This is a genomic window from Pseudorhodobacter antarcticus, assembly GCF_900110135.1.
Lineage (GTDB): Bacteria > Pseudomonadota > Alphaproteobacteria > Rhodobacterales > Rhodobacteraceae > Pseudorhodobacter > Pseudorhodobacter antarcticus.
Map to the genome: position 1 here is coordinate 1 of NZ_FOCO01000046.1, position 23309 is coordinate 23309.

Annotated in this window: 24 protein-coding genes; 12 read left to right on the plus strand and 12 right to left on the minus strand. The window is 60.2% G+C overall.

What is annotated here, in order from left to right:
- A partial coding sequence (locus BMY36_RS16135; protein ID WP_175469301.1) for an ATP-binding protein occupies nt 1-269 on the plus strand: 269 nt, incomplete at its 5' end.
- 15 nt (nt 270-284) lie between these two features.
- Here the strand turns inward: BMY36_RS16135 and BMY36_RS16140 are convergent.
- The 4 genes from BMY36_RS16140 to BMY36_RS16155 are packed head-to-tail and all read right to left on the minus strand — an operon-like array spanning nt 285 to nt 3501.
- Entirely contained in the window at nt 285-716 is a 432-nt protein-coding gene (locus tag BMY36_RS16140) for a phage portal protein (protein ID WP_050520798.1), read from the minus strand.
- Complete coding sequence (locus BMY36_RS16145; RefSeq protein WP_050520797.1) at nt 713-922, minus strand: phage head-tail joining protein; 210 nt, start codon at nt 920-922, stop codon at nt 713-715. Before BMY36_RS16145 ends, BMY36_RS16140 begins: the two co-directional genes overlap by 4 nt.
- Nucleotide 923: 1 nt before the next feature.
- The gene (locus tag BMY36_RS16150; protein ID WP_414811690.1) at nt 924-2906 is read right to left on the minus strand and encodes a phage terminase large subunit family protein; all 1983 of its coding nucleotides are present in this window, start codon (nt 2904-2906) and stop codon (nt 924-926) included.
- Nucleotides 2893-3501 (minus strand): hypothetical protein, encoded by a 609-nt coding sequence (locus BMY36_RS16155; RefSeq protein ID WP_050520796.1) that lies wholly within the window; start codon nt 3499-3501, stop codon nt 2893-2895. The genes BMY36_RS16150 and BMY36_RS16155 overlap by 14 nt, the downstream gene beginning before the upstream one ends.
- 94 nt (nt 3502-3595) lie before the next feature.
- Between BMY36_RS16155 and BMY36_RS16160 the strand changes: the two genes are divergently transcribed.
- The 3 genes from BMY36_RS16160 to BMY36_RS16170 are packed head-to-tail and all read left to right on the plus strand — an operon-like array spanning nt 3596 to nt 4692.
- The gene (locus BMY36_RS16160; RefSeq protein ID WP_050520795.1) at nt 3596-3805 is read left to right on the plus strand and encodes a hypothetical protein; all 210 of its coding nucleotides are present in this window, start codon (nt 3596-3598) and stop codon (nt 3803-3805) included.
- A gap of 12 nt (nt 3806-3817) precedes the next feature.
- Entirely contained in the window at nt 3818-4360 is a 543-nt protein-coding gene (locus tag BMY36_RS16165) for a hypothetical protein (RefSeq protein WP_050520794.1), read from the plus strand.
- Nucleotides 4357-4692: a hypothetical protein gene (locus tag BMY36_RS16170; protein WP_050520793.1), complete on the plus strand. Its 336-nt coding sequence runs from the start codon at nt 4357-4359 to the stop codon at nt 4690-4692. Before BMY36_RS16165 ends, BMY36_RS16170 begins: the two co-directional genes overlap by 4 nt.
- An 18-nt stretch (nt 4693-4710) precedes the next feature.
- Here BMY36_RS16170 and BMY36_RS16175 read toward each other — a convergent pair whose 3' ends face one another.
- From BMY36_RS16175 to BMY36_RS16210, 8 genes are all read right to left on the minus strand, one after another.
- A complete protein-coding gene (locus tag BMY36_RS16175; RefSeq protein ID WP_074818896.1) occupies nt 4711-5322 on the minus strand; it encodes a GIY-YIG nuclease family protein in 612 nt (203 codons plus the stop codon).
- Nucleotides 5323-5391: 69 nt separating this feature from the next.
- The gene (locus tag BMY36_RS16180; protein ID WP_050520791.1) at nt 5392-6096 is read right to left on the minus strand and encodes a pyridoxal-phosphate dependent enzyme; all 705 of its coding nucleotides are present in this window, start codon (nt 6094-6096) and stop codon (nt 5392-5394) included.
- Nucleotides 6093-7046 carry a DNA methyltransferase gene (locus BMY36_RS16185; protein ID WP_050520790.1) on the minus strand — a complete coding sequence of 318 codons (954 nt, stop codon included), beginning with the start codon at nt 7044-7046 and terminating at the stop codon, nt 6093-6095. The genes BMY36_RS16180 and BMY36_RS16185 overlap by 4 nt, the downstream gene beginning before the upstream one ends.
- Nucleotides 7039-7872 (minus strand): ParB/Srx family N-terminal domain-containing protein, encoded by an 834-nt coding sequence (locus BMY36_RS19270; protein WP_244888688.1) that lies wholly within the window; start codon nt 7870-7872, stop codon nt 7039-7041. Before BMY36_RS19270 ends, BMY36_RS16185 begins: the two co-directional genes overlap by 8 nt.
- A gap of 307 nt (nt 7873-8179) precedes the next feature.
- A complete protein-coding gene (locus BMY36_RS16195; protein WP_074818897.1) occupies nt 8180-8650 on the minus strand; it encodes a DUF6362 family protein in 471 nt (156 codons plus the stop codon).
- A 17-nt stretch (nt 8651-8667) separates the two neighbouring features.
- Nucleotides 8668-9639, minus strand: a complete 972-nt coding sequence (locus BMY36_RS16200; RefSeq protein ID WP_050520788.1) for a helix-turn-helix domain-containing protein — start codon at nt 9637-9639, stop codon at nt 8668-8670.
- Nucleotides 9636-9830 (minus strand): hypothetical protein, encoded by a 195-nt coding sequence (locus BMY36_RS16205; protein WP_139194098.1) that lies wholly within the window; start codon nt 9828-9830, stop codon nt 9636-9638. The genes BMY36_RS16200 and BMY36_RS16205 overlap by 4 nt, the downstream gene beginning before the upstream one ends.
- A 10-nt stretch (nt 9831-9840) precedes the next feature.
- Nucleotides 9841-10110 carry a helix-turn-helix transcriptional regulator gene (locus BMY36_RS16210; RefSeq protein WP_050520786.1) on the minus strand — a complete coding sequence of 90 codons (270 nt, stop codon included), beginning with the start codon at nt 10108-10110 and terminating at the stop codon, nt 9841-9843.
- 311 nt (nt 10111-10421) lie between these two features.
- Between BMY36_RS16210 and BMY36_RS16215 the strand changes: the two genes are divergently transcribed.
- The 8 genes from BMY36_RS16215 to BMY36_RS16245 all read left to right on the plus strand — a co-directional run bounded on the left by BMY36_RS16215 (nt 10422) and on the right by BMY36_RS16245 (nt 22925).
- Complete coding sequence (locus tag BMY36_RS16215; protein ID WP_050520785.1) at nt 10422-11015, plus strand: hypothetical protein; 594 nt, start codon at nt 10422-10424, stop codon at nt 11013-11015.
- A 145-nt stretch (nt 11016-11160) separates the two neighbouring features.
- A complete protein-coding gene (locus BMY36_RS16220) occupies nt 11161-12426 on the plus strand; it encodes a tyrosine-type recombinase/integrase (protein ID WP_050520784.1) in 1266 nt (421 codons plus the stop codon).
- A 183-nt stretch (nt 12427-12609) separates the two neighbouring features.
- Nucleotides 12610-15063: an EcoAI/FtnUII family type I restriction enzme subunit R gene (gene hsdR / locus BMY36_RS16225; protein WP_050520783.1), complete on the plus strand. Its 2454-nt coding sequence runs from the start codon at nt 12610-12612 to the stop codon at nt 15061-15063.
- A gap of 3 nt (nt 15064-15066) precedes the next feature.
- Complete coding sequence (locus tag BMY36_RS16230; RefSeq protein ID WP_050520782.1) at nt 15067-16515, plus strand: class I SAM-dependent DNA methyltransferase; 1449 nt, start codon at nt 15067-15069, stop codon at nt 16513-16515.
- Entirely contained in the window at nt 16512-18242 is a 1731-nt protein-coding gene (locus tag BMY36_RS16235; RefSeq protein ID WP_050520781.1) for a restriction endonuclease subunit S, read from the plus strand. Before BMY36_RS16230 ends, BMY36_RS16235 begins: the two co-directional genes overlap by 4 nt.
- Nucleotides 18239-18367, plus strand: a complete 129-nt coding sequence (locus BMY36_RS20825; protein ID WP_269430853.1) for a hypothetical protein — start codon at nt 18239-18241, stop codon at nt 18365-18367. The genes BMY36_RS16235 and BMY36_RS20825 overlap by 4 nt, the downstream gene beginning before the upstream one ends.
- Nucleotides 18368-18541: 174 nt before the next feature.
- Nucleotides 18542-21814 (plus strand): hypothetical protein, encoded by a 3273-nt coding sequence (locus BMY36_RS16240; protein WP_244888689.1) that lies wholly within the window; start codon nt 18542-18544, stop codon nt 21812-21814.
- Between the two features lie 388 nt (nt 21815-22202).
- Complete coding sequence (locus tag BMY36_RS16245) at nt 22203-22925, plus strand: hypothetical protein (RefSeq protein WP_050520799.1); 723 nt, start codon at nt 22203-22205, stop codon at nt 22923-22925.
- Nucleotides 22926-23309 lie beyond the last annotated feature (384 nt).

A 23309-nucleotide genomic window follows, 5' to 3' on the forward strand; every position in this document is an offset into this window, starting at 1 on the left:
TGCCGTTCAGCGCATCAGGCGGGGCGCTGCTCTTCCATCTGTTGAGCAAGCTTTACGAGCGCACCAGCGTCGTGATCACCACAAACCTCAGCTTCAGCGAATGGGCCACCGTCTTCGGCGATGCCAAAATGACCACCGCTCTGCTCGACCGACTGACCCACCGCTGCCACATCTTGGAGACCGGAAACGACAGCTTCCGCTTCAAGGCAAGCTCAGCCGCTGCGGCCCGAAAAAGGAAGGAGCCCAGCATTGTCTTGACGCCAGCATAACTCGCGGAACATAACCTAAAGGTGGCTCACTTCTCGATGGAAAACCCGGCTCACATTTGCGTGGAAATTAACAGCCCAGCGCGCCCAAAGGTTGTCGACCAGCTTGTTCAGGGCCTTGTCTGCGCTGGCCGCGCGGGGCCGAATGCCGGTTCCGACGAGGCTGTTGACCAGCACCGAGACCGCCTTGGCTGCCATCGGATTGTTGCGCACCAGATCCCGCATCCGGTCGCGCAGGACCGGCGCGGCCATACCGATTTCGGCATCAGCCGCCTTGCCACTGGTGGTCCAACCGTCCGTTCCGCGCCCTTTGGCTGACCCGTCATAGGCGCGCCGCAGATTGCCCAGCGCGATACGGGCCGCATAGCGTTGCGAGGCAGCCTGCGGCGAGATCAGCGCCACCGCCCGATCAATCAGGCCCCAACGGATCGTGGGCGGAGTTTTGGTCACCGCTCACCCCGACGGAAACTGGCGAAGCCTGCGACCGGTAAGGGCGATCCACCGGCCTGTGCCATTTCTGACTCGATGATGCGCATCCGCGACAGCAGATCGGCGGCATTGCCATATTCCACAGTCCGGCCGTCCGAGGTCACGCGCAGGGTGCCTGCGGCATAGGCTCGCTTCAATGCATCCAGTTCACTTTGCGTCCAAGCCATTTCAGAACCATTTCTTTCTTGGGCCCATCCACGGGGCGGGGCGTTTCGTCTGTGTTGTGGGCGCGGGTCGGTTGGGTTGACCGGCTGGCAGCGCTTCAGCCGTTCCGGTGGTCATCTGGGCTTCCAGCTGCTCCCAGCGCAGGTTGTCCCAGCGGTCGATCCCCATCAGCCAGGCGGCAGCGCGGGCATAAACCCTGCAATCCAGCGCCTCGTTGCGCTCGCGGGTCTGCTGCCATTCCAGCTTCTGAAACCCTTGCCGGGTCTTGATTGTCATCAGCTGCTCGGCGGTGAGCTGCTTCATCCACTCCGCCGTGGTGCCCTTGGGAATGTGCACAAAACCGTGCGGCCATTCGGCCCCCTCGGCTAGTTCCTCATCTGTTGGGGCGATCAGGCGCAGGAACCGGTAGGTTTCCGACTTGAACACCGCCCCGGCCACTTTCCATAGCTGCACCCCGCGCCGCAGTTTGCGCCCGGCCTCGGTCACTTCGACATAGGTCGGACCATCCACTGGCGTGCTGCGGTCAAACCCTGCCACGCCTTTGATGGCGATGACCTGTCCGCGCCCGGCCGATCGGACCCATGAATAGACGGCGTCGGTGGTGACCCCGTCGCCGGAGTCGATTGCCATGCGCGCTAGCGCCATTCGGCAGCCCGCAGCGTGCTCCCATGTCTGGCTCAGAAACTCGGACAATTGCGCCCAAACCTCCGGCCGCGCCGTGTCGCCTTCCAAAACAACATGATCGACCAGCCAGGAGCGCAGATTGCGGCCCCAACCCCAGACATCGACCTCGACCCTGTCGCGCTGCACATCCGCCCCGGCGGTTAGGAGCAACACACCTTCCGGCGCGATCCCAAGCTGCCAATCAGCGCGCCGTTCATAGAGCCGCTGCCAATCCGGCGCTTCGCCGCGTTCCTGCCACGTCTCGCCAAGGATCGTGTTCTTCAGCGTCTTTAGCGCAGCATCATTGCCCAGCGCGCCTTCCCATCCGCGGGCGATCTCCTCCCAGGACAACCACCCGAGCGGCGAATAGAGCCCAGAAATGTGATACCCAACCACGCCCGCCGCCTTTGCTGCCGCCTGTACGTCGGGCGCAGCGGTCGCCATCCAGCCCGCGCCGTTCTCCTCTGCCATCATCCATGTCTTGTGCCGCTCCGCGATCGGGGCGTCGCAATGTTCGCACAGATACTGCGCCGTCTCGGCCTTGCCCGGCTCCCAGCGCAGCCGCTCAAATTGCAACCATTGCAGCCCACCGCAATGCGGACAGGGCACGTGATAGCGCTGCTGGTCGGACAATTCCCATTCCCTCTCAATCCGGCTCAAGCCTTTCAAGGTCGGGGTTGAGGCCAGAAACACCTTGCTGCGATGCCCGAAGCTGATGGTCCGGGCCTCGGCCAGGGCGATCGGGTCACCTTCGCCGTCGACATCGCCCGGATAGGCATCGACCTCGTCCAGAAACACCCAGCGCGCAGGCATTGATCGCAAGCCCACGGCAGAGTTCGCACCGGTCAGGATCAACTGCCCGCCGGGAAATCGCTTGCCGAGAATGGTATTCCCGGCATCCCGCGACCGCGACGGCAGGACCAGCGCCCGCAAATCAGGGCTTTCCTCAATCAGCGGATCGATCCGCTGCTGCGACAGGCGTTTCGCCAGATCGACCGTCGGTTGCACCGCAAGGAAGGGCCCCGGGGCACGGTGCATGCAAAAACCAATCCAGTTGTTCCCGGCCTCCGTGGCCCCAACCTGAGCTGCCTTCATGAACACCACCCGTTGCGCAGGGTGGCGCGGCGACAGCGCATCCATCACCGCCTTCATGTAAGGCGTGCGCGCGGTGCGATAGGGCCCGGCTTCCGACGCCGCCCGGGACGAAAGCACCCGGTGCCGGTCTGCCCATTGCGACACGGTCAGCGACGGATCGGGCGCCAGACCGGCCATCCAGGCGCGTCGGACCTCTTCCGCGCCTTCAAACGCTTCAGCGGAGCTCAATCTTGACCTCCGCCATTTCAGCCAGATGGGCGCGCAGATATGTGTCCAAAACCTGCTCCATCCGGTGTGCATCGACGCCCAATTCTGCCGCCATGTTCGCCGCGACCCGGGGCGGCCAGTTCAGCCAGGCATCGCGTTCGCGCCGTGCCAGATCGAACACCATCGCCGTTGCCCGAGCGCGATCAATCACCTCGGCCTTCATCTTTTCCAGCCGCACCTTGGCGGTCTGGGCCTTCAGAACCTCATTCGCCATCCGGGCGCGCAGGAACGACACCTCCCCGCCGCTGGCCTCAGCGCCGCCTGGATCAGTGCCCGCATCGCGTAGCGTATCGGCCACCGCTTTTAGGGCCGCCTGCGGCACCGGTTTGGTCGCGGTTGCCCGCGCCGTTCCTGCTGCCGTTTCCGCGCCCATCTGGCGGGCGTGCTGGCCGCGTTGCTTGGCCGGATCGGTCTGGGCGCCCCATTCGGCATCGGCGCGATCTGGATCGATCGTGCCGTCCGGCAAGGTCGTGATCCGCCCCGTGGCGATGGCTTTGCGCACCGCCGCCTCTGAGACGCCGCGCTGTGCTGCATAGCTTCGGCGAGACACTCCCATTCTGATCGAAACCTCATTTATTCAGTGACTTAGGAGTTGCTCTCTTTTGAAATCAACCGCTGTCTGCAGCCATCGCAACGCAACGGAGATCGCCATGAAGCCTCTGACAACACACGAAGAATTCTGCCTGAAGAACGCCGCCCACTTTGTTGCCGCCCGTGGCCGCACGCCCACCACCCGCACGCGCGAGCAATTCGCGACGCTGCCCGAGGCACAGGCCTTTGGCGCCACGATCGGCGACGGCCGCACCATGATCTACGCGGTCACGACCCTTGGCCATTCCGCCCACATCACCAACGCCTGAAGGAACCTTACCATGAAAACCAAAGCCCTCACCGCCGCGCAGATCGACATGCTGGCCCAGCGCCTTTCCGAAAGCCAGATCGAACCCAGCGTCAGCACTAAGAAGGCGGGCGACAGCCTTGCCCGCTTGCTGGCGGCGCAGATCGGCAACGACCGCGCGGGCCTTGCCTTTACCTCGATCATGACTGCCGCCACTGCCGAGCAGGCCGAGGCCCGGCTGACCTTGGTGCTGGACTACGGCAACACCGAACCAGCGAACGAGGCTGCGCCTGTCGACGAACCGAAAACCACAACCGCACCGGCCTCTGGCAAGCGCCAAGCCATCCTCAATCAGGCGCATACCGGCGCACTGCCGCCCGCGCCGGATTTCTCCAAACCGACGCACGCCCGGTTCCGCGCCAAATTGGCCCAGATCGTGGCCTTGGCCGAGGCGGGCGACATCGCCGCGCTGCAGGCCTTCGAGATCAATCCGGTGTCGTCCAGTCCCAAGGCCATCGCGCGCTACCGCGACCTTTGTGTGATAGCCATCTTGGCCCGCACGCAGGTGGCGGCATGAAGATCACCCGCGAGTTCTGCCCGGGCGACCGGTATGTATATGATTTTGGGCTTTGCAGCTATGAGAAGGGCTGGGCGCAGGTCGACACGGCACAGGACGCGTCGTATTTCGGTACTTGGGCCAATCCGACGCGGCTGATGATCTTCAGCTATTGTGAGGGCGACACGACTTTGAAGGAGGCCGCGTCGCCTGAGGAGTTTGCCGCCGAACTGCGGGAGATAGATGCCTGGAACCGGGCCAACGGATATGGTCCGGGGCGGATCGATCCGGGGTTTGATCCGGCGATGAGAGCGGCGTTTGATCGACTTAGTTTAGCCGATCTTTTTTATTGATACGGTTCTTAGATCGAATCAGATGAGGTAATTGAAATCTGCTAGACGTTGATGTTTCCACATTTGTTGGGGGTTATCGGTCTTTATTGCTAAGGCGAAAGCTGAAAGCACTTCATTCAAGGGAGCTTGTATCAACTCGCGTGCTACCTGATTTTTCCCGTCTTTGTGGTAGGTCTTTTCGATCATGCGATGACTCATCGCTCTAAGTGCCGCCTGCTCTGTTTGACCGCGATTGTCGACTCTGGCGCTCGCAATTATGATCCAGTCCGAGAAACTACCATATTGATGATTGCATAGGTTTCTCTCGCGCTGATCGGTGTCGACTGCATTGCCAATTTTTAATATTTTTCCGTGCCGTGATGCAGCTACATATACAAAGCCCGGTCGATTGTGTCGGGTAACAAAGGCTATTTTTTTCGGATCACATTGGACACAGTGGCCAGCCCTTGTCCGTATCCTGTGTCCCGATTTCTGACAGGGACTGCCAAGTACAAGATCGAAGCCAAGTTGCCTCGCTTTGTCTTTCCAAACTGCGGAAGTTTCAAACCTTGCATCGTATATTTCATCGTCCAAAAAGCCATGCCGGTTTAAAAATAAAATTTCGCTTGCTGTAAGCTCGCCCGGAACCATTTGCGCTTCCTTTCGTAAATTACAGCTTCACTGATTTCAGTTCACATCTTCGAACGAATGAAGTCAACCTTATGGCTTCGGCAATGGCGCCACATTCCAGAACAACACCAGTCCCGGCCCGCGCATCGCCAGGCACAACTCCCATGCCTTCGCATCATAGTGAGGGTCTGCGGGGAAGGGTGCACCCATTATCGCCACCTGACCGAAAGCTCTGGGATAAACGTGGATGCGAGCCGCGGCGACATCCTTCGGTGCCAGTTCCCGCCCAATCTGCACAACATGCCTTTTGGCTTTCGGCCAGGCCAATGCCAACCCTCGTGCAAGAACGCCCGATCCTGCTGCGCACCAGACCTCGTCCGGTTCAAGCCCTGTGGCCAGTGCGGCCACCGCGATGGCTTCGGTCGCGCCGGAGATGTCAGCGCCGAAGGGGATCAGCGATGCCCCGCCGTCGCGGCAGTACTGGCGTGCCCGGCTTTGTACGACGGTGAGATATCCGGGCGACACCGGGACCACCTTCGCCCCCAATCGTGCCGCTTCCAGCGTCCGGGCATGTGGTTTCGCGCGCTGTGCGACAAAGATCGTGGCCTTCTTGCCCAGCGCCCTGGCGACATGTGCCAGGGCGGTTTGCGCGCCGCCTTCGGGCGGGCTGGCATAGACAGCCTCTTGCACCCCGTCGAACACTTGCCCGATGAAGCGGGCCTTGGTTCCGCCGGGATGTAGGTCATCACGGACGACCCAGATCCCCGAATGGGTTTGCACGATCGGGACGGTCATTCTTGGGGTGCCTCGTCGCTGGTGCCATCGGCCTCGTCGATCTCGCCGAACTCCACCCGACCGATGGCTTCGGTGGCGCGCTTGGGGTCGCCCTTGCAGAACACCAGCACGTTCTGATGGGTGCGGCCGAGCTTGCGTGACGCCTCGAATTGCCGCCCTGCGCGGATCGGCAGCGATCCGACGGCGGTGACAAGGATCGCGTCGTTGTAGAACCGGGCACCTGCGGCCTCAAAAGCTTCGACCGTTTTGCCAGGCAGGTTGACGAAGAATCCGCCCGCGTCGCGCACATCGCCAATTACCCAGACGGCAAACCGATCGTCGCGCAGCCGGGAGACGACCCCAGCGATGATCCGGGCGTAGGCGTCGAAGAAGGCGTCCTTGCCCAGCGTAGACAGATCGGCCGGATCGTCGGAATAGACCTCGAGGTTCCAATAGGGTGGGCAGCTGAAGATCAGATCGGCATCCACGTCTTTCGCCAGCTCGGCGATATCCCGGCTGTCGCCGGTGATCCACTGCGGAGCCGGGCCTGCGCCCAGCGCCGCCTGTGCCTGATTGGCGGCGACCTGTTCGGCCCGGAGTTCGATCCCGACATAAGCCCGGCCCAGCTGGGAGGCGACAATGCCGCGAACCGAGCCGCCCGCGAAGGGATCAAGCACTGTGCCGCCCTGTGGGCAGAACCAGCGATAGGCGATTTCGCAAAGGACGGGATCGAAGATCGAAGTGCCTGAGGCGGTTGCGGCGTCCGAGGCTTGGTAATGATCGGCGAGGAAGGCTTCGGTGGTCAACTCGTGGCCCAGTTCGGCCTCCTTGGCGCGCTTCTTGGCATAGAAGCTGGGATCGCCCGACGAATGCGACGGCATCAGCACGCCGCCGTTGGTTTTGTCGGCCCCAACCACATGCTCGCCGCGCATCAGGTCCTGGCCGAAGGTGCGGGCGAGGGATTTAGCCATGTGAAGCCTCCTTTTTCTGGCGGCGGGCGGTGGCGGCCTTGGCGACCTGATCGGCCAGGCCACCGCCGCCGAGGACCGCCCCATCGTTGAACGCTTTGGCAGCGCCGGGTTTGTAATCCTTGCGCGATCCGTTGCCGGGCATCGGACTGCCGCCCGGGCAGGCGCGATCGCCCTCGCCGCGGCCGAGTTCTGAGCGGATGCCCATATCCAGCCAGGCCCGCTTGCGATCCTGCCACCAGCCTTTGCGGGCATCGAGGATCGAGAAGGGCGGGATACCAAAACGCGCGGCCAGGCTGCCGGACGAAGACGGGACGGGTTCTGATCCTGCGCCCACCATGCCGCCGCCTTGCCCCTCGACGCCCAGCGCGCCCGCATCACCGAATTCAAACCCCGCAAGCAATTCGTCGAGTTCAGCCTCGTCGAAGCCGATCATGTCCAGATCGAAGTTTTCATCGCGCAGCGCGGCCAGTTCCGAGGCCAGCATCGCGTTGTCCCACCCAGCGTTTTCAGCAATCCGGTTGTCCGCGAGGATCAGGGCCCGACGCTGGGCCTCGGACAGATGGTCCAGAACGATCACCGGCACCTGCGCCAGGCCGAGAGTTTGCGCTGCCATCAACCGCCCGTGCCCGGCGATGATCACGTCGTCCTCGCCGATCAGGATCGGGTTGGTGAACCCGAACTCGGCGATCGAGGCCGCGATCTGCGCCACCTGATCGGCGGAATGGGTGCGGGCGTTGCGGATGTAGGGCACCAGCCGGGCGGTTTTCATCATGTCGATCTGCAAGGGAATGATCTCCGGAAAAGGAAAAGGCCCGGTGATGAACACCGGGCCAGTTGAGGCAGGGCAGGGAGGCAGAAACGGCGATCGGTGGGTGCGTGCGTACCTGCGAACCCAAGAGTGCGCACCCAAGGCGCGAACCCAGAAAAAATGTTTGACGCTAGAGACTTACCGCGCCTCTGCCCCCCGCATACACCTCAGGCCCGGGTGGAACCGGGGGCCGGGGGGGCATCGCGAGGGGCGCGGGGCGCGATCCGGAGCGGGACAACCGATCCGCACAAGTCTTCCGAGCATAGGGAATATATGCCCTGAAAGTGTTGCATCTGTCGCGCCCGAAGTTCGACAAGTTTTCCCGTCATAACAACGTGCCCGACCCGGTTTCGTCCGGTTTGACCACGTTCTTATCCGCCGCTCTTTTTGGCGCGCTCGCCTTGCGGCCTGATTTCTCAAGCGTGTTCAGATGCTTGGCGATGGTGAGGAGCGACGCCGCCCAACGTCGCCACGCGGTCGATCGCACCACTCCAGCGCGTATGCAGACCTGCCGCCACCGCACGCCTTCCGCCCGCAGCCAGACGATCCGCGCATCCTCAGGGTCAAGCCAGGCCAGCCAGCCGATGCAATCCTCCATCCGCTGGATATCGCGGGCGCTGGGCACCACACGCATCCGCACCTCGTCGTAGCCGTAGGCCTGCTTTGCATCGTGGACATATTCCGGCCAGGACTGCCCGTAGCCCTTGGAGCCAGAGCCGGGCGGGTTCGGCAGGCGGCGCAGGGTGAGGGCGGCATCCTCAAACTGATCTTCGATTTCGCGGGGTGTGATGGGCATCAGGGTTTCCAATCTGGTCAGTAAATTTGGTGGGCGCGCAGCGTGGCTTCGGTCACCAGCCCCGCCTGCAGCAGGGCGTCCCGGGTTGTGTTGTTCACAGCACTGGGCGGGACGAAGCGGCCGGAGTTGAGCCACTCGGCTGTTCGCTTCAGCACGTCTTGCGGATTGATTGGAGCGCTGGCCGTGGCCACCGTTCCAGTTTCCCCAGCACTTTTCGCCCTCGCCGCCAGCGCTATCCTCTGGGCGTGGCACTTTGCGATGGCCTGGGTGAAATACGACCATGTCCGGATTGGGTCGGTGCGTGCCTGCTTGGTTCGGTCGGCAAGCGTGGGCAGGATGTCGGCGGTAAGGTCGTAGCCTGCTGCCAGCCAATCTGCGATCACCGGTCGGGTGGTGACAATGGCAATCCTGGCCGAGGCGCTGAGCCCCGGGCCGCAGGCCGCAAGGCAGGCGGCCTCCGCATCAGCTGCGGGAGCGGCGCCTTGGTCAGAGACGGGTTCGGAAGATACCCTCGCGGGCACGTCACGCGCAGTAGTAGTTCTTTTTAGTATCTTTGAAGTATCAAGGGCGGCCACTGTGGCCGGGGGGTCCGGGTCTGGTGGCCGGTTGTCAAGCGGCCGCGTTGGCCGGTTGTCGCCGTTGGCCGGTTGGTCCGAAGCGTCGATTTCGGCGCCATCTGGACCGTCATCCAGCATGCCGGGAGGGGCCGGTTTGCGCCCATCAAAAGCCGCAAGCAGGATCATGTCTGACTGGCGGCTGCCGTTGCCGCGGCGGCGGACGATACGCCGGATCACGCCGCGCCGCTCCATGTCGGCCAGCACCCGACGCACCGTGCGCTCGCCCAGCGCGGTCTGATCGGCGAGGGTTTTCTGCGACGGCCAACTGACGCCGAACTCATTGGCATAGTTGGCCAGCACGAGGAGCAGCACCTTCTCGGTGACGCTGCCCGCGGCATAGTCCAGCGCCCAGGTGATCGCCTGAACGCTCATAGCGCGGCCGTCACCGTGAGGCGTTTCACGATGGCCGCCATCAGGGCGATCCGCTTGTCGGCGTCAGCCTGGCGCATTGTGCCTGCCCGGACGCTGGCCCAGTAGACCTGCCTGCGCATGTCCAACTCGCGCTGGGCCTCGGCGATCAGGGCGGTGACGGGGATCGTGCCGATAGGGATGATCTGAGCCATGATCACCCCCTCAACGCCGACCGGCGACAGCGCGACTGACACCGGCCTTGCGGGCCTCCTGATCGCGCAGCCAGTCCCTGACGGCCTCCATGCGGTAAAGTACTTTGCGCCCCACCCGGACGCAGGGCGGGCCTATGCGGCGGGTCTCCCATCGCTGCAGCGTATCGACCGACAGGGTCAGTTCGCGGGCAAGGTCCGTGCGGTTCAGCCAGCCGGTTAACAAGCCGGTGTCGATGTAAGGTGCAGCTGAGTCTGCGTCCTTCAAGCCAATGTTCTTCATGTCTTTTCTCCATCACCGACGCCCCCTGATCGGGGCGCTAAAATCGGTTCTGAGAGACAAGCACGGGCAGGGCACCGGCAAAGAGGCAGAAACCGGCAGAAACAAACCGGCAATTCTGCCGGTCATTTTATCCACCGTTTTCGGAGCGGCGCCTTCGGATTTCATTTTGAACAAACATGGAACTCTGACAACTTGGGGGCGAGCAGTTCACAACCAGAATCGCCAAATGATCACCCCCGCTGACAGGTTGGGGGCAGGCTTCGTGCGTTGCGCAGCCACGATCATATTGGGGGTCACAACAGGAGGCAGGCATGGCGTTTCCGGCGCAGTACTTCTATTCGATTCTTGATGTTGCAGGGCGGTGGGGCTGCAGCCAGACCGAGGTGGTGAACTGGGCCATCTCAGGTGAGCTTGATCTCGTGGCAGGATTTTCGCCTATCCTTTTCGGGGACGAACCGGCCGCCGGGCTGCTGGTTGTGTCTGCCTCGGACGTGCGGCCATTGTTCCGTCCATTCGGCAAAGCGGCAAAGAAGGTCTTCATCAAGCAGGCGCGTCCGGTCGGCTCTGACGCGCTCAAACTAATCACCGATCCAGCCTGCGGTGTGCGGTTGACTGCGGCGGACATCATGATCACCGCCCGCGAAATCGACCGGTTTGAGGATGTAAATGGGATCGGTCGGACCCGCCACGCAGGGCCAGGCGCACCGGGGCGATACGACTGGGAAGGCTTTCACATGGCCCTGTTCAAACGCATCTATACTGGCGGATTTCCATTGCAACAGCGTGACTTAGTTCTTGAAATGCAGGAATGGTTCATCGCCAACTCAGCCGATGGCGAGGCGCCAGACGAGAGCACGATCCGCCGCCGGATCAAGGCTATCTGGCAGGAACTGAACCCCAGCTAAGCTTGATGCTGCCGACACCGCAAAACGACCGGCAGAATTGCCGGTTTGTTTCTGCCGGTTTCCGCCTCTCTGCCGGAGCCCTTCAAAGTGCAGGTTGCTCTTTGCCGATTCTCTACGCTCAGTCGGTGTGAAAAGGAGGACCATCATGGGAACGCATTTGACGGAACGTGTTGTAAAGGCTGCCGAAATTGGAACCCGGAAGTATGTGATCTTTGACGAGGGCTGCGCAGGCTTTGGCCTGTGCGTGTTCTTGTCCGGCCGCAAGACCTTCATCCTGATTTACCGCGCCGCCGGGCGGCAGCGGCGCATGACGATCGGCACATGGCCGAGCTGGTCGGTGACTGCCGCCCGGGACGAGGCAAAGCGCCTGAAGCGCGATATTGATCGCGGGGAGGACCCGATGGATACGCGGACCAACGCCCGGCACGCGCCCATCGTTGAAGAACTGATTGAGCGGTATATCGACGAACATCTGCCGAAGCTGTCGGCTTCCAGCAGCAAAGATCAGGCCAGCATGCTCAAGACGTTGGTCTTGCCGGACTGGCGATCGCGCAAAGTTACGGACATCACGGCGACCGATGTCGACCGGCTGCTGACCAAGATTGCGGCAGGGCGGCCTCGGGTCTGGAAGAAGTCTGTCAAACCGGTCAAGGCGCACCTTGCCTCCAAAACAATTCGGCCAAAACTAAAGCCTGTGGCGAAAACCTTCAAGCCAACCCCGGTGCGGGCAAATCGTGTGGGCGAAGTGTTGCGCAAGATGTTCAGCCTGGCCGTCACGTGGAAAATGCGGACCGACAATCCCGCCACCAGTTTCCGCAAGCGCCCTGAAACGGCCCGCGAACGGTTTCTCTCCTTCGACGAAATCCAGCGCCTCGCCGAGGCGCTGTGCGCCGACCCCGATCAGCGCGCCGCCGGGATCATTCGCCTCTGCATGCTGACCGGTGCGCGCTGTGGCGAGGCCCGGACCGCCACCTTCGACCAATTCAACCTTGATCTGGCAATCTGGACCAAGCAGGCCGCCTACACCAAACAGCGCCGCGTCCACCGTGTGCCGATTTCGCATGAGGCCGTGGCCTTGATCCGCCTGCGCGGCGATGCCGTGCCAAAGGGCTGCCCGTTCTTGTTCCCCGGTGATGTGCCCGGCCAGCCAGTGGTTGATCTCAAGCGCTTCTGGGAGCGGATGCGCGCACAGGCCGATATCCCCGACGTCCGCATTCATGATCTGCGTCATACATTTGCGTCTCTGCTGGTCTCCGGCGGGGCATCGCTGGAAATGATCGGACGGCTGCTCGGCCACACCCAGATCGGCACAACCCAGCGCTATGCCCACCTGATCGACTCGCCACTGCGCGCCGGGGTGAACGCGGTGGGGGAAATGCTGAAGCCGAGGTTGAAGGTGGTGGTGGGCTGACCGTGGCCTTGCGACGCTTTGCCTGCACACAACCATAAGTTTTTGACGTAACCACTATTAGAACACGTTCGGCATCGCCGATAGGCGTTGCCCAGCGCGGTGAATCCCGTTTAAGCTCGTAATTCAAAGCATTTATCCGATTTACCGCTCTGACGGTGCGTCGCGCAACCGGGACAGGACCGCATGGAAAAGCGATCGCTCAGTGAGCGGGACATCTGTACTAAGTTCATCACACCGGCGCTGCGAAGTGCGGGTTGGGACGAAATAAACCAGATTCGCGAAGAAGTCAGTTTCACAAAAGGTCGGATTATTGTTCGTGGCAAATTGGTGAGTCGGGGCAAAGGCAAGCGCGCGGATTACATTCTGTCGGTCAAGCCGAACATTCCGATCGCGCTGATTGAGGCGAAAGAGAATACTCAAGCCGTCGGGGCTGGGCTGCAGCAGGGCTTGGAATATGCGGAAACACTCGGCATTCCTTTTGTGTTTTCATCAAATGGCGATGGCTTTGTTTTTCACGACCGAACCGGCATGAGCGCGACGCCGGAGATATCGTTAACGCTAGACCAGTTTCCCTCGCCCGATGAACTCTGGGCGCGATGTCGAAAATGGAAAGGACTTTCTGACGCCGCATCAGCCGTAGCCCTACAAGATTATTTCGACGACGGCAGCGGCAAAGCCCCGCGCTATTATCAGATCAACGCTGTCAATGCAGCCATCGAGGCGATAGCCAAGGGGCAGGATCGGGTTTTGCTCGTTATGGCGACAGGGACCGGCAAAACCTACACAGCGTTTCAGATTATCTGGCGGCTTTGGAAGGCGGGTCAGAAAAAGCGCATCCTGTTTCTGGCAGACCGTAACGTGCTGATCGATCAGACTATGGTGAACGATTTCCGGCCGTTTGCAGGCAATATGGCTAAGCTGTCCACTCAGGCGAAAACCATCGAACGCGCCGACGGCACCTCAACCGACGTCACGCTGGCCCTGGACAAGCGCCGCAGGATCGACACGTCCTATGAAATCTACCTCGGCCTCTATCAGGCGATCACCGGCCCCGAAGAAAGCCAAAAGCTCTACAAGGAGTTCTCACGGGATTTCTTTGATCTGATTGTCATTGACGAGTGCCACCGTGGCAGCGCTGCGGACGATTCCGCCTGGCGGGAAATTCTCGCGCATTTCTCTACAGCTGCCCAGATCGGCCTGACCGCCACGCCAAAAGAAACGGAATACGCCTCAAATATCGATTACTTTGGGGCTCCGGTTTACAGCTACTCCTTAAAGCAAGGCATCCGCGATGGCTTTCTTGCCCCCTACAAGGTGATCAAGGTCCACATCGATCGCGACGTCCAAGGCTACCGGCCGGTCCAAGGTCAGCTCGACCGCGATGGGGAAGAGGTCGAAGATCGCATCTACAACACCAAGGATTTTGACCGGACATTGGTGCTGGACGATCGCACCAAATTGGTTGCTCAGAAAATCACTGAGTTCCTCAAGCAAAGTGGCGACCGGATGGCGAAGACCATCGTCTTCTGCGTCGACCAGGAACACGCTGCCCGCATGCGTCAGGCGCTGATCAATGAAAACGCCGATCTGGTGGCGCAGAACCATCGCTATGTTATGCGGATCACCGGTAATGACAAAGAGGGCCTCGATCAACTGGGCAACTTCATTGACCCCGAGGCAGCCTACCCGGTGATCGTTACGACCTCGCGCCTCCTGTCCACTGGCGTAGATGCACAGACGTGTCGTCTGATCGTGCTTGACCGCGAAGTAGGCTCAATGACCGAGTTCAAGCAGATCATCGGCCGCGGCACCCGTGTGCATGAAGACACCCAGAAACTGTTCTTCACCGTGATGGATTTCCGCGGCGCGACCAGTCATTTTGCCGATCCGGAGTTTGATGGCGAGCCGGTCCAGATTTACCAACCCGGCCCGGGCGATCCGATCATGCCGCCAGATGATGCGCCGCAGACAGGTGAAGATGGCGAACCGCTGCCACCAGAGCCCGGTGGCGATGAAACCGTGCTGATTGATCCCGTGGACCCGTTTGGTGGCACGACTGGCGGCAATCCTGTGCGCAAGGTCTATATCGATGGGGTAGGGGCCCTGATCGTGGCCGAACGGATCGAATATCTGGATGAGAACGGTAAGCTGGTCACAGAATCCTTGCGCGACTACACCCGTAAGGCATTGCAAAAGCAGTTCACCAGTCTTGATGCCTTCCTGAAACGTTGGAATGGTGAACAGCGCAAGGAAGCTGTGTTTGAGGAACTGGAAGCCGAGGGCTTGCCGATCGATTTCATCGCGGCCGAACTTGGAAAGGATCTCGATCCTTTCGATCTCATCTGCCACATTGCTTTTGATGCCAAACCGCTGACTCGGCGTGAGCGGGCCGAAAGCGTCAAGAAACGCGACGCCTTCACAAAGTACGGGCCGCAAGCGAGGGTCGTGCTTGAAGCCCTGCTTGAAAAATATGCCGACGAGGGTGTCTTGAACCTCGACGATCCCGGCGTCCTGAAGATCGCTCCGTTCAGCGGAATGGGAAGCGTGGTTGAACTCATCCGCGCTTTCGGGGGAAAACCGGGCTTTGAACAGGCGGTCCACGACCTGCAATCTGCCATCTACGAAGAAAGCGCATAAAGAATGTCCGTCCGAACCCTCGTCAAATCCATCCAAGACATTATGCGCAAGGACACTGGCGTCGACGGTGATGCCCAGCGCATCAGCCAGCTTTGCTGGATGTTCTTCCTGAAAATCATCGACGATCAGGATCAGGAACTTGAGCTGACCAAAGACAACTACACCTCGCCCATCCCGCTCGATCTGCAATGGCGTGCTTGGGCGGCCAATCCCGAAGGCATCACCGGCGATGCCCTTTTGGATTTCGTCAACCTGAACCTCTTCACCAAACTGAAATCCCTGCCCACCGCCGCTGGCCCCCGCGCCAAGGTGGTGCGCGATGTGTTTGAAGACGCCTACAACTACATGAAATCCGGCCAGCTGATGCGGCAGATGATCAACAAGATCAACGAGGTCAATTTCAACAACCTCACCGAACGCCAGCATTTCGGCGACATCTACGAACAGATCCTGAACGACCTGCAGAACGCCGGAAACGCGGGCGAATACTACACCCCCCGCGCCGTCACTGCCTTTATGGTCCAGCAGATCGACCCCAAGCCCGGTGAGGTCATGTTTGACCCCGCCTGCGGCACCGGCGGCTTTCTGACCTGCGCCATGCGCCACATGCGCGACAATTACGTCAAACGCCCCGAGCATGAGGCGCTGATGCAGGCCTCCCTTCGTGCTGTGGAAAAGAAACCGCTGCCCCACATGCTTTGCGTCACAAACATGCTGCTGAACGGGGTGGAGGAGCCGAATTTCGTGCGCCACGACAACACCCTGGCCCGCCCGCTGGTCAGCTGGACCAAGGATGAACGCGTCGACATCGTCCTGACCAACCCGCCCTTTGGCGGCAAGGAAGAGGACGGGATCGAAGGCAACTTCCCCACCTTCCGCACCCGCGAAACCGCCGATCTGTTTCTGGCTCTGATCATTCGCCTTCTGAAATCGGGTGGCCGCGCCGCTGTGGTGCTGCCCGATGGGTCGCTGTTTGGCGAAGGCATCAAGACCCGCCTGAAAGAACACCTGATGGAGGAGTGCAACCTGCACACCATCGTGCGGCTGCCGAACTCGGTCTTCAAACCCTATGCCTCCATCGGCACCAACCTGCTGTTCTTTGAAAAGGGCACGCCCACGCAGGACATCTGGTATTGGGAACACCGCGTGCCCGAGGGGCAAAAGGCCTATTCGATGACCAAACCGATCCGGCTGGATCATCTGGATGATTGCGCCGCATGGTGGGGCGGGGCCGCGCGGGCGGGCAGGGTGGAAGGCCCGCAGGCGTGGAAGGTGACGGCGGATGAGGTTAAGGCCCGCGGCTATAACCTTGATATCAAGAACCCCCACACCGTCGCCGCCGATCATGGTGACCCCGAAACCCTGCTGGCCGATCTGGGCCGCGCCGAGGCCGAGGTGGCCGCCCTGCAGGGTCAGCTAAAGGCAATCCTAACCGAGGCGCTGGTGCGATGAAGGATACGCACCTAACCGCCGCCCGTCTGCTGGCGCTTTATGATCAGGTGGCCGAGGCCGAAGACGCCATCCCCCGCCTGCGCCGCTTTGTGCTGGACCTTGCCGTGCGGGGCAAACTAGTGGCGCAGGATGCGGGCGACGAGCCTGCGGCGGAGTTGTTGAAGCGGATTGCGAAGGAAAAGGCGCGGCTGGTGAAGGCGGGGGAGATTAGAGCCAGTAAAGTCGCCAATCCGCCGATGTCCGAGGTGTTGTATGATCTGCCCGCGAACTGGGCTTGGGCATCGCTAGGGACGATTTTCAATTATGATGCAGGCGACAAGCGTGATCCCAAGGCGCTGGACAAAGCAATGTGGCTTCTTGAGCTTGAAGACCTCGAAAAAGATACCGGAAGGCTCGTTGATAGGGTCCTTGCGGGTCAGCGCGAGTCGCAAAGCACGAAGTCTGAGTTTCGCAAAGACGATATACTTTACGGCAAACTACGTCCCTATCTGAACAAGGTGATCGTGGCTGATCAGCAGGGATATTCGACGACTGAAATCGTCGCCATTCGCCCGTTTGTGGCGCTGTGCTCGGAATATTGCGCCTTGGCGTTGCGCCGACCTGACTTCGTAGATTATGTGACGCGGCTGGGCCAAGGCACCAAGATGCCGCGCCTTCGGACGGAAGATGCTGTGGTCGCGCCTTTCCCCCTCCCACCCCTCGCCGAGCAGCGGCGGATTGTGGGGCGGGTGGATGAGCTTATGGCGCTGTGTGATCAGTTGCAGGCGGCGCGGGCGGGGGAAAGGGCGGTGCGCGACCGTCTGACCACCGCCACCCTGTCGCGCCTGACCGACCCCGATCAACCGCCCGAAGCCGCCCCCCAAAACGCTCGCTTCGCCCTGCACTCCCTGCCCACCCTCACCACCCACGCAGCCCAAATTAAAACCCTCCGCCAAACCATCCTGAACCTCGCCGTGCGGGGAAAGCTGGTGGCCCAAGACCCAACCGACGAACCGGCAGCGGAGTTGTTGAAGCGGATTGCAAAAGCCAAAGCTCTTCGTGTCAAGGCAGGTCAAATTCCGAAGAAAGCCGACCCAGTTCGCGACCCCGTTTGGGGTCAAGGGATTGGGCCTTCGGGCTGGTCCGAAATTGCCCTTGGCCAAGTCACTGATGTTATCACAAGCGGCTCCCGTGGATGGGGAGAGTTCTATTCAAAGACCGGCCCCGGCTTTGTCCGGGCGCAAAACATCCGTTTCGGTAAGTTGCGCCTCGACGATCTCGCGTGCGTCAACCCGCCATCCAACTCCGAAGGAAGCCGGACGCAGGTTGTTCGGAATGATCTGCTGATTGTCATTACCGGGGCTGGCGTCACAAATCCGGCCTTGTTAGACCAAGATTTGGGCGAGGCCTATGTAAGTCAGCATGTAGGTCTAGTCCGCCCCAGCGATACCGCGTTGTCCCCATGGCTTCTGCATTGCCTTTTGGCTGATTCAGGCGGTCGGGCAGAACTGGTCAAACGTGCTTACGGCGCAGGCAAGCCGGGATTGAATCTCGACAACATTCGCAATCTAACGATTCCCCTCCCACCCCTAGCCGAACAACACCGCATCGTGGCCCGCGTCGATGCCCTGATGGCGCTCTGTGATCAGCTGGAATCCAGCCTCACCACCGCCACCACCACCCGCTCCCGCCTCCTCCAAGCCCTCCTGCACGAGGCGCTGGGCCACAAACTTGAGGCGGCTGAATGAGTTTGATCGTGGTACGTCTCAACCTCGGCCATTTTGGCACTGGTGACCTAAAAATCACTCTGTCGAAGGCTGAGGATCTGGAAAAGGCCAAGTTCCTGCTCGAACTCAGCTGCGGAGCGTCCTGAATGCTGGAGGAGCCAGAGCGAAGGGGCTTGTTGTCGAGGTTCTTTCCAAGGGCTTCGCTGCCTTCGTCTGCGGGTGCGCCCGAGGGTCAAAGCCAGTCAACTTGGGCAGATAATCACAAGCGTCCGGTCCATAGCCTTGTCACAAAAGTGCTGCGAGAGAGCGACTGTCTTATTGTGACGGGTTACCAAGACTTCTTGTCGTCTCTGGCATATCTTATTGAAACTGTTGGGGGCATCGGCGATCGACCAGCGGGTAGTATCCGCATGGTGTTCGGAACGAACACTGACTCTAGCCGTCAGGTTGGTGCACGAGGTCGCCCGGCTGCTGAAGAGGCTCGGGCTTATTTCCTGGGCTCTCAGGGCCTTTCGGTAGGTGATCTGGCCGACCTCCGCGCAGTTTTGGCGATCGAGGCAATTGAGCGCGGAACGATTGCCCTACGAGTTTTCGATCCCGATATCGCCCAAGGCGTTGTCGGCCGACGGCCGCCGATGTTGCATGCCAAGCTGGTAATCGGGGACGGCCATGCACTATCGGGTTCATCAAACTTCTCGAACGGTGGTTTGCGGCGGAACCTCGAGTTTGTCGATGATGCAGCCGCCTCGCCCGATCTTGCCGCGGCACGGCGCGAAGCTGCAGAGCGCTTTTGGGAGATGGGCCGGGATTGGACGGAAGAGGCCCTCGCGATTCTGAGGTCGCTTGTAAGGCTCGTCTCGCCGGAGGAGGCAGTGGCCCGCACGGTCATCGAAGCGACCAGTTTTATGCCGTGGATCGCTGCGGGAGACACAACCGCCGGGCGTCCGCCGCAGCAGTTTCAGGCCGACCTGATCTACGAGGCTGCGGGAACCATCCATGAACAAGGCTTCGCCTTTGTCGAAGCGCCAACAGGGGCAGGCAAGACAGATATTGGAAAGCACTTGGCAGCGTTGCTGCCTGTGGCTCACGACCAAACCGTCTTTTCTTGGGGCGAACGTGCTGACCAACGCCGCCTCGGGTCCATCGCCCTAATTCCAGCCAGCGTGTTCAGCAACTGGACGACGAATGCGCCTGTGAACTTCAAACCGATAAAACACAGCTACCTTTCCAAGACAAAGGCGTCTGAAAATCAGGAGTTGGAACTCATCAATCGAGATGTTCGGTCGGCTGCGGGCATGATCGTCGACGAAAGCCACAGACTGAGTTCCCGGTTCCTTGCACCTTCGAACCGGTCACTGGTCTTTGAGCGGACACCGGCGATCTGGACGGCTTGTCTGTCGGCAACGCTGATGGGGAACCAAGGTTTGGACGGCCTATTAGCCTTCCATGAAAAGCGTGCATCAATCTACGTTCCGCCCGTGATCACCGAACAGATCAATGTCCATTTCAGCCGCGTGCGGGAACGAGGCGCACTTGTTGCCGAACTTGCGGCCCAGAAACGGAAGATTGAGGAACAACAACGACAGCCCGACCTATTCGAGAGCGAAAACGTTCTGCAGGAAAAGATCGAGACGTTAGAGCGCACGGTTGAGGGAAGGGGCCTCCAACTTAGAAGGCTACAGGCCGAATTGGCGGATGCCTTAGCGCCTTACGTTGTGCGGCGGCAGCGCGCTTGCATCGGGGAAAGTCGGCAGCGCAGCGACGGGTCCTTCAAGTATCCGGCGATCAAGAGTGAACGGCGCGACGCCGACCTGACGGACGATCAACAAAAGGTCATCACCCGGATCAAACAGCTGGCAGAGGCGATCACTTCTGGGGTTACCCTCGTCTCAGCGGACCCGCAGCGCGCGGCACAGACTGAAATCAAGTTCCACGATAAGTCGCGCATTCACATCCGCAACTTTCTGGCACTTCTCCGCGCGTCGATCACGTTTGCTAGGATCGAGTGGGTGCGCGAACGGGATACGGAAGCAGATCAACGAGGGCGCCGCTCCCTGGGTGAAAGCCTACGCCAGGCGGAGCGATACAGCCGCCGTCCGCTAGCCGTGCCTCTGGGCGAGCTCCAAGGTGAACTCGCTGACACTGAAGTCACGAGTGAAACGCCGATTTGCGACCGCTTAGGCCGTCTGTTGCACCATACCTGCCTCGATGAGATCGATACGGCGCGCGCCGAGCAGATGCGGGAAATTTTGAGCAAACACGGGCATGCCATCTTTCTCGCGGAGCGCGTCGGCGTTCTTGAGGTTTACGCGAACCTCTTGGGCGGGCATCGTGGACGTGGGCCGGAGGTCTTCGTTGTTGCCCCAGGAGCGAAGATCAAGACTGGCAAGAAATTGCACCATCTGCGATCCGGCGCAGAGGCGCAGGAATATTTCAGCCTGAATGGCAGTAAACGCGCGCCCATGGCTCAGCGCGCAATGTTTCTCACCTTCCAAATGGCGGAGGGGATCAATCTGCAGACTGCGTCAGCGCTAGGCATCCTTGGTGTCACGTCTGATATCAAGAGCCTGATCCAGGGGCTTGGGCGTATCGACCGGATCGACAGTCCGCATTCGACAATCCACTACTTCACATTTGACCTGCCAGGGCTTGTTCTGTCGTCGGACAAAAAGGCTCGGGGCCGCGTTGAAAACATCGCTCTCTTGTCGGGTGTCGGTGCGGATGATCTGGCGTCCGAGATTGTGGAATTTGCGGCAGGGGACCTGACTGACCTTGTTCTCACTCAAATCAAGAAGCCGCGGATACTACGTCCGAACAACTACTTCGATCAGGTTGAGGCGCTGAAGCGTGAGGTCTCGGACGATGTCATGCGACGCGTTGGAAGCGCGAAACCGAAAGGTTTGTGGGGTGCAGAGCTTTGTTTGCTGACAACTTCAAGACCGGTGACGATTCTCATGTTAGGAGGACGCACTGGCGATCTGCGCAATCCACATGTCCAGGCGCCCCGCCTTCTTCTCCTCAGGGAGAGTGAAGACCAGACCGAGATCAGCGGAGACCAAGCAGACGCAGCGCGGCATCTTGTCGAAGCATTTCATGAAACGAAACGGCTCGGTCTGCATGTTAAGGCGCCGCAGCTCGATCAGGTCTCCGGGCTATTGTCGAACTTTGCTGAGACCCTGCCCAATCTAACGCATTGGGATATTCGGCCTGCCAGAACGGTTTCGATCCTCGCATCGCTCGCACGGTTTATGTCTGGTCAATCCGTACTCGATGGTGGGCGATCGATCTTCGGGGATCTGACTCTGCCCGCGCTCGAGAAACTTGCTGAGGCGTGGGCCCAGGAGCTTGATCCGTCCTGGATTGAAGCCAAGCAGGCAATTAGTGACCGAAGCGTCAAGGACAGGACCATTCCAGACTATCTGGGCATATCGTCGATCGAGGAGTTGTTTTACTTGCAACCTGCAAGCGATCTGGACCAGATCCGAGCACGCGCTGAAAAGCTCCTCGACTTCTGCCGATCGGCCTCCGAGGGGCAGTCCACAAGCGTCCTAGATCGGGTCAGCACGGTATTCGTCGGTCGACCGGGGCTTTAGAATTGTCGATTGCGAGATTTCGGGTCAACAATAGGTCAACCTGTTTAACCACCTCGTTCCCCGTTTGGACCCGTCCGCAGCGGTTGGTTGCGGCGCGATGCGGTTAGAAAGCGTCGACACTTCAAGGGGTTATCGCGTAACCTATTGAAATCAAACGATGGCTGCTCTTCCGGCAGATGGGGCTCATAACCTGAAGGTCGTAGGTTCAAATCCTACTCCCGCAACCAAATATCTTTGTAAAATCAAAGACTTAAATGTTGAGCGTTTCGCTTGTGTATAGCATGCGCAGTTTTACATCAACGCCACCTCAACGTTTGACGAGTCCCCCCTGAAAAGCGGGGGCTTTTTGCGTCTGGCAGGCTCGAAAACCTTGTGGCACGATCAGGCCATGATCGAGTTCCGCACCCTTTCCGATAGCCACCCTGATCTCGCGCATTCGCCAATGCTGCGCGCGGCGCTGTTGACGCTCCAGTACGCGCAGGAGCACGGGGCCATTGGTTTGACAAAGACCAAGGCGTTCAAGCGCGTATTCGTGCACTGGGCGGTTGAGCATTTTGACTGGCCCGACAGCAGCGCGGAGGAGATGTTCCGCTATAACAAGGTCATCAACGAATATGAGTTCCCACCGCTTGAGGTGCTGCATTACGTTCTGATCACCCTCCGTCTGGGGCGGCACTTCAAAGGCGCGTTCAAGCTGACCAAGCGCGGCGCAGATCTGGCACAGGCGCCGGGCAAGCTATTTGCCGAGCTGATCCCGTTCTTTGTCCTGAAACTCGACCACGCCTCCTACGCCCGCTTTGAAGAGCGCCCCTTCGGGAAGTGGGATGTCTGGATGAATGTGATCAATGTCGAGGCCAACCTCGGCACCACCGAACGCGAACTGTTCGCGGCGTTCTATGGCCAAGAGCATGACTGGGATAATGCCGGATGGCGAGAGATGGCCGCCTTCTCATCCTGTGTCTTGCATCCGCTGGAATGGGCCGGGTTGCTTGTCCAGACCCGTGAAGAACGCAACGGCAAGCATGTGCACCACGTCTTCAAGACGCCCCTGTGGCGCAGCGCCCTGAAATTGGACACCGACGAAATGTTGCAGCCAATGAAGGTTCAGTAAGCCGCCAATGAGAGCGGGCGTTCGCGATCGGTGCAGCGAAGGTTTCAAATGAGCCCAATCTGACCGATGCTGCACAGCGGACCAAGGTCCGCTTCCGCAATCAAACGTTGATGAGGTGATTGTCCCAAGATAGATGCGGTTTAACGACTGCTGGTAGCGAGTGAAAACTCAAGAGCTTGCGCCTCAAAAAGCTAGCGTTTTACACCGCAGCCAAGGTCCGTAATGAACAATCAGGTCAGAATCCAACGTTTGTGTCATCGGCCCATACGAGCGTTTTTGGAACCTGTAGCAAAGCCATTTTTAGCCTACTCGACTCTGCTGGAATTCAGAGCAGCTCAAGGCTTTTTGAGTTTACGCACCCTTAAAACTGAACGTTGGCTGATA

Bases quoted from the DNA above. Each gene is read 5' to 3' on its own strand.
- BMY36_RS16145 (WP_050520797.1), bottom strand. From the start codon at position 922: ATGGCTTGGACGCAAAGTGAACTGGATGCATTGAAGCGAGCCTATGCC.
- BMY36_RS16155 (WP_050520796.1), bottom strand. From the start codon at position 3,501: ATGGGAGTGTCTCGCCGAAGCTATGCAGCACAGCGCGGCGTCTCAGAG.
- BMY36_RS16160 (WP_050520795.1), top strand. From the start codon at position 3,596: ATGAAGCCTCTGACAACACACGAAGAATTCTGCCTGAAGAACGCCGCC.
- BMY36_RS16165 (WP_050520794.1), top strand. From the start codon at position 3,818: ATGAAAACCAAAGCCCTCACCGCCGCGCAGATCGACATGCTGGCCCAG.
- BMY36_RS16170 (WP_050520793.1), top strand. From the start codon at position 4,357: ATGAAGATCACCCGCGAGTTCTGCCCGGGCGACCGGTATGTATATGAT.
- BMY36_RS16175 (WP_074818896.1), bottom strand. From the start codon at position 5,322: ATGGTTCCGGGCGAGCTTACAGCAAGCGAAATTTTATTTTTAAACCGG.
- BMY36_RS16180 (WP_050520791.1), bottom strand. From the start codon at position 6,096: ATGACCGTCCCGATCGTGCAAACCCATTCGGGGATCTGGGTCGTCCGT.
- BMY36_RS16185 (WP_050520790.1), bottom strand. From the start codon at position 7,046: ATGGCTAAATCCCTCGCCCGCACCTTCGGCCAGGACCTGATGCGCGGC.
- BMY36_RS16195 (WP_074818897.1), bottom strand. From the start codon at position 8,650: ATGCCCATCACACCCCGCGAAATCGAAGATCAGTTTGAGGATGCCGCC.
- BMY36_RS16200 (WP_050520788.1), bottom strand. From the start codon at position 9,639: ATGAGCGTTCAGGCGATCACCTGGGCGCTGGACTATGCCGCGGGCAGC.
- BMY36_RS16205 (WP_139194098.1), bottom strand. From the start codon at position 9,830: ATGGCTCAGATCATCCCTATCGGCACGATCCCCGTCACCGCCCTGATC.
- BMY36_RS16210 (WP_050520786.1), bottom strand. From the start codon at position 10,110: ATGAAGAACATTGGCTTGAAGGACGCAGACTCAGCTGCACCTTACATC.
- BMY36_RS16215 (WP_050520785.1), top strand. From the start codon at position 10,422: ATGGCGTTTCCGGCGCAGTACTTCTATTCGATTCTTGATGTTGCAGGG.
- BMY36_RS16220 (WP_050520784.1), top strand. From the start codon at position 11,161: ATGGGAACGCATTTGACGGAACGTGTTGTAAAGGCTGCCGAAATTGGA.
- hsdR (WP_050520783.1), top strand. From the start codon at position 12,610: ATGGAAAAGCGATCGCTCAGTGAGCGGGACATCTGTACTAAGTTCATC.
- BMY36_RS16230 (WP_050520782.1), top strand. From the start codon at position 15,067: ATGTCCGTCCGAACCCTCGTCAAATCCATCCAAGACATTATGCGCAAG.
- BMY36_RS16235 (WP_050520781.1), top strand. From the start codon at position 16,512: ATGAAGGATACGCACCTAACCGCCGCCCGTCTGCTGGCGCTTTATGAT.
- BMY36_RS20825 (WP_269430853.1), top strand. From the start codon at position 18,239: ATGAGTTTGATCGTGGTACGTCTCAACCTCGGCCATTTTGGCACTGGT.
- BMY36_RS16245 (WP_050520799.1), top strand. From the start codon at position 22,203: ATGATCGAGTTCCGCACCCTTTCCGATAGCCACCCTGATCTCGCGCAT.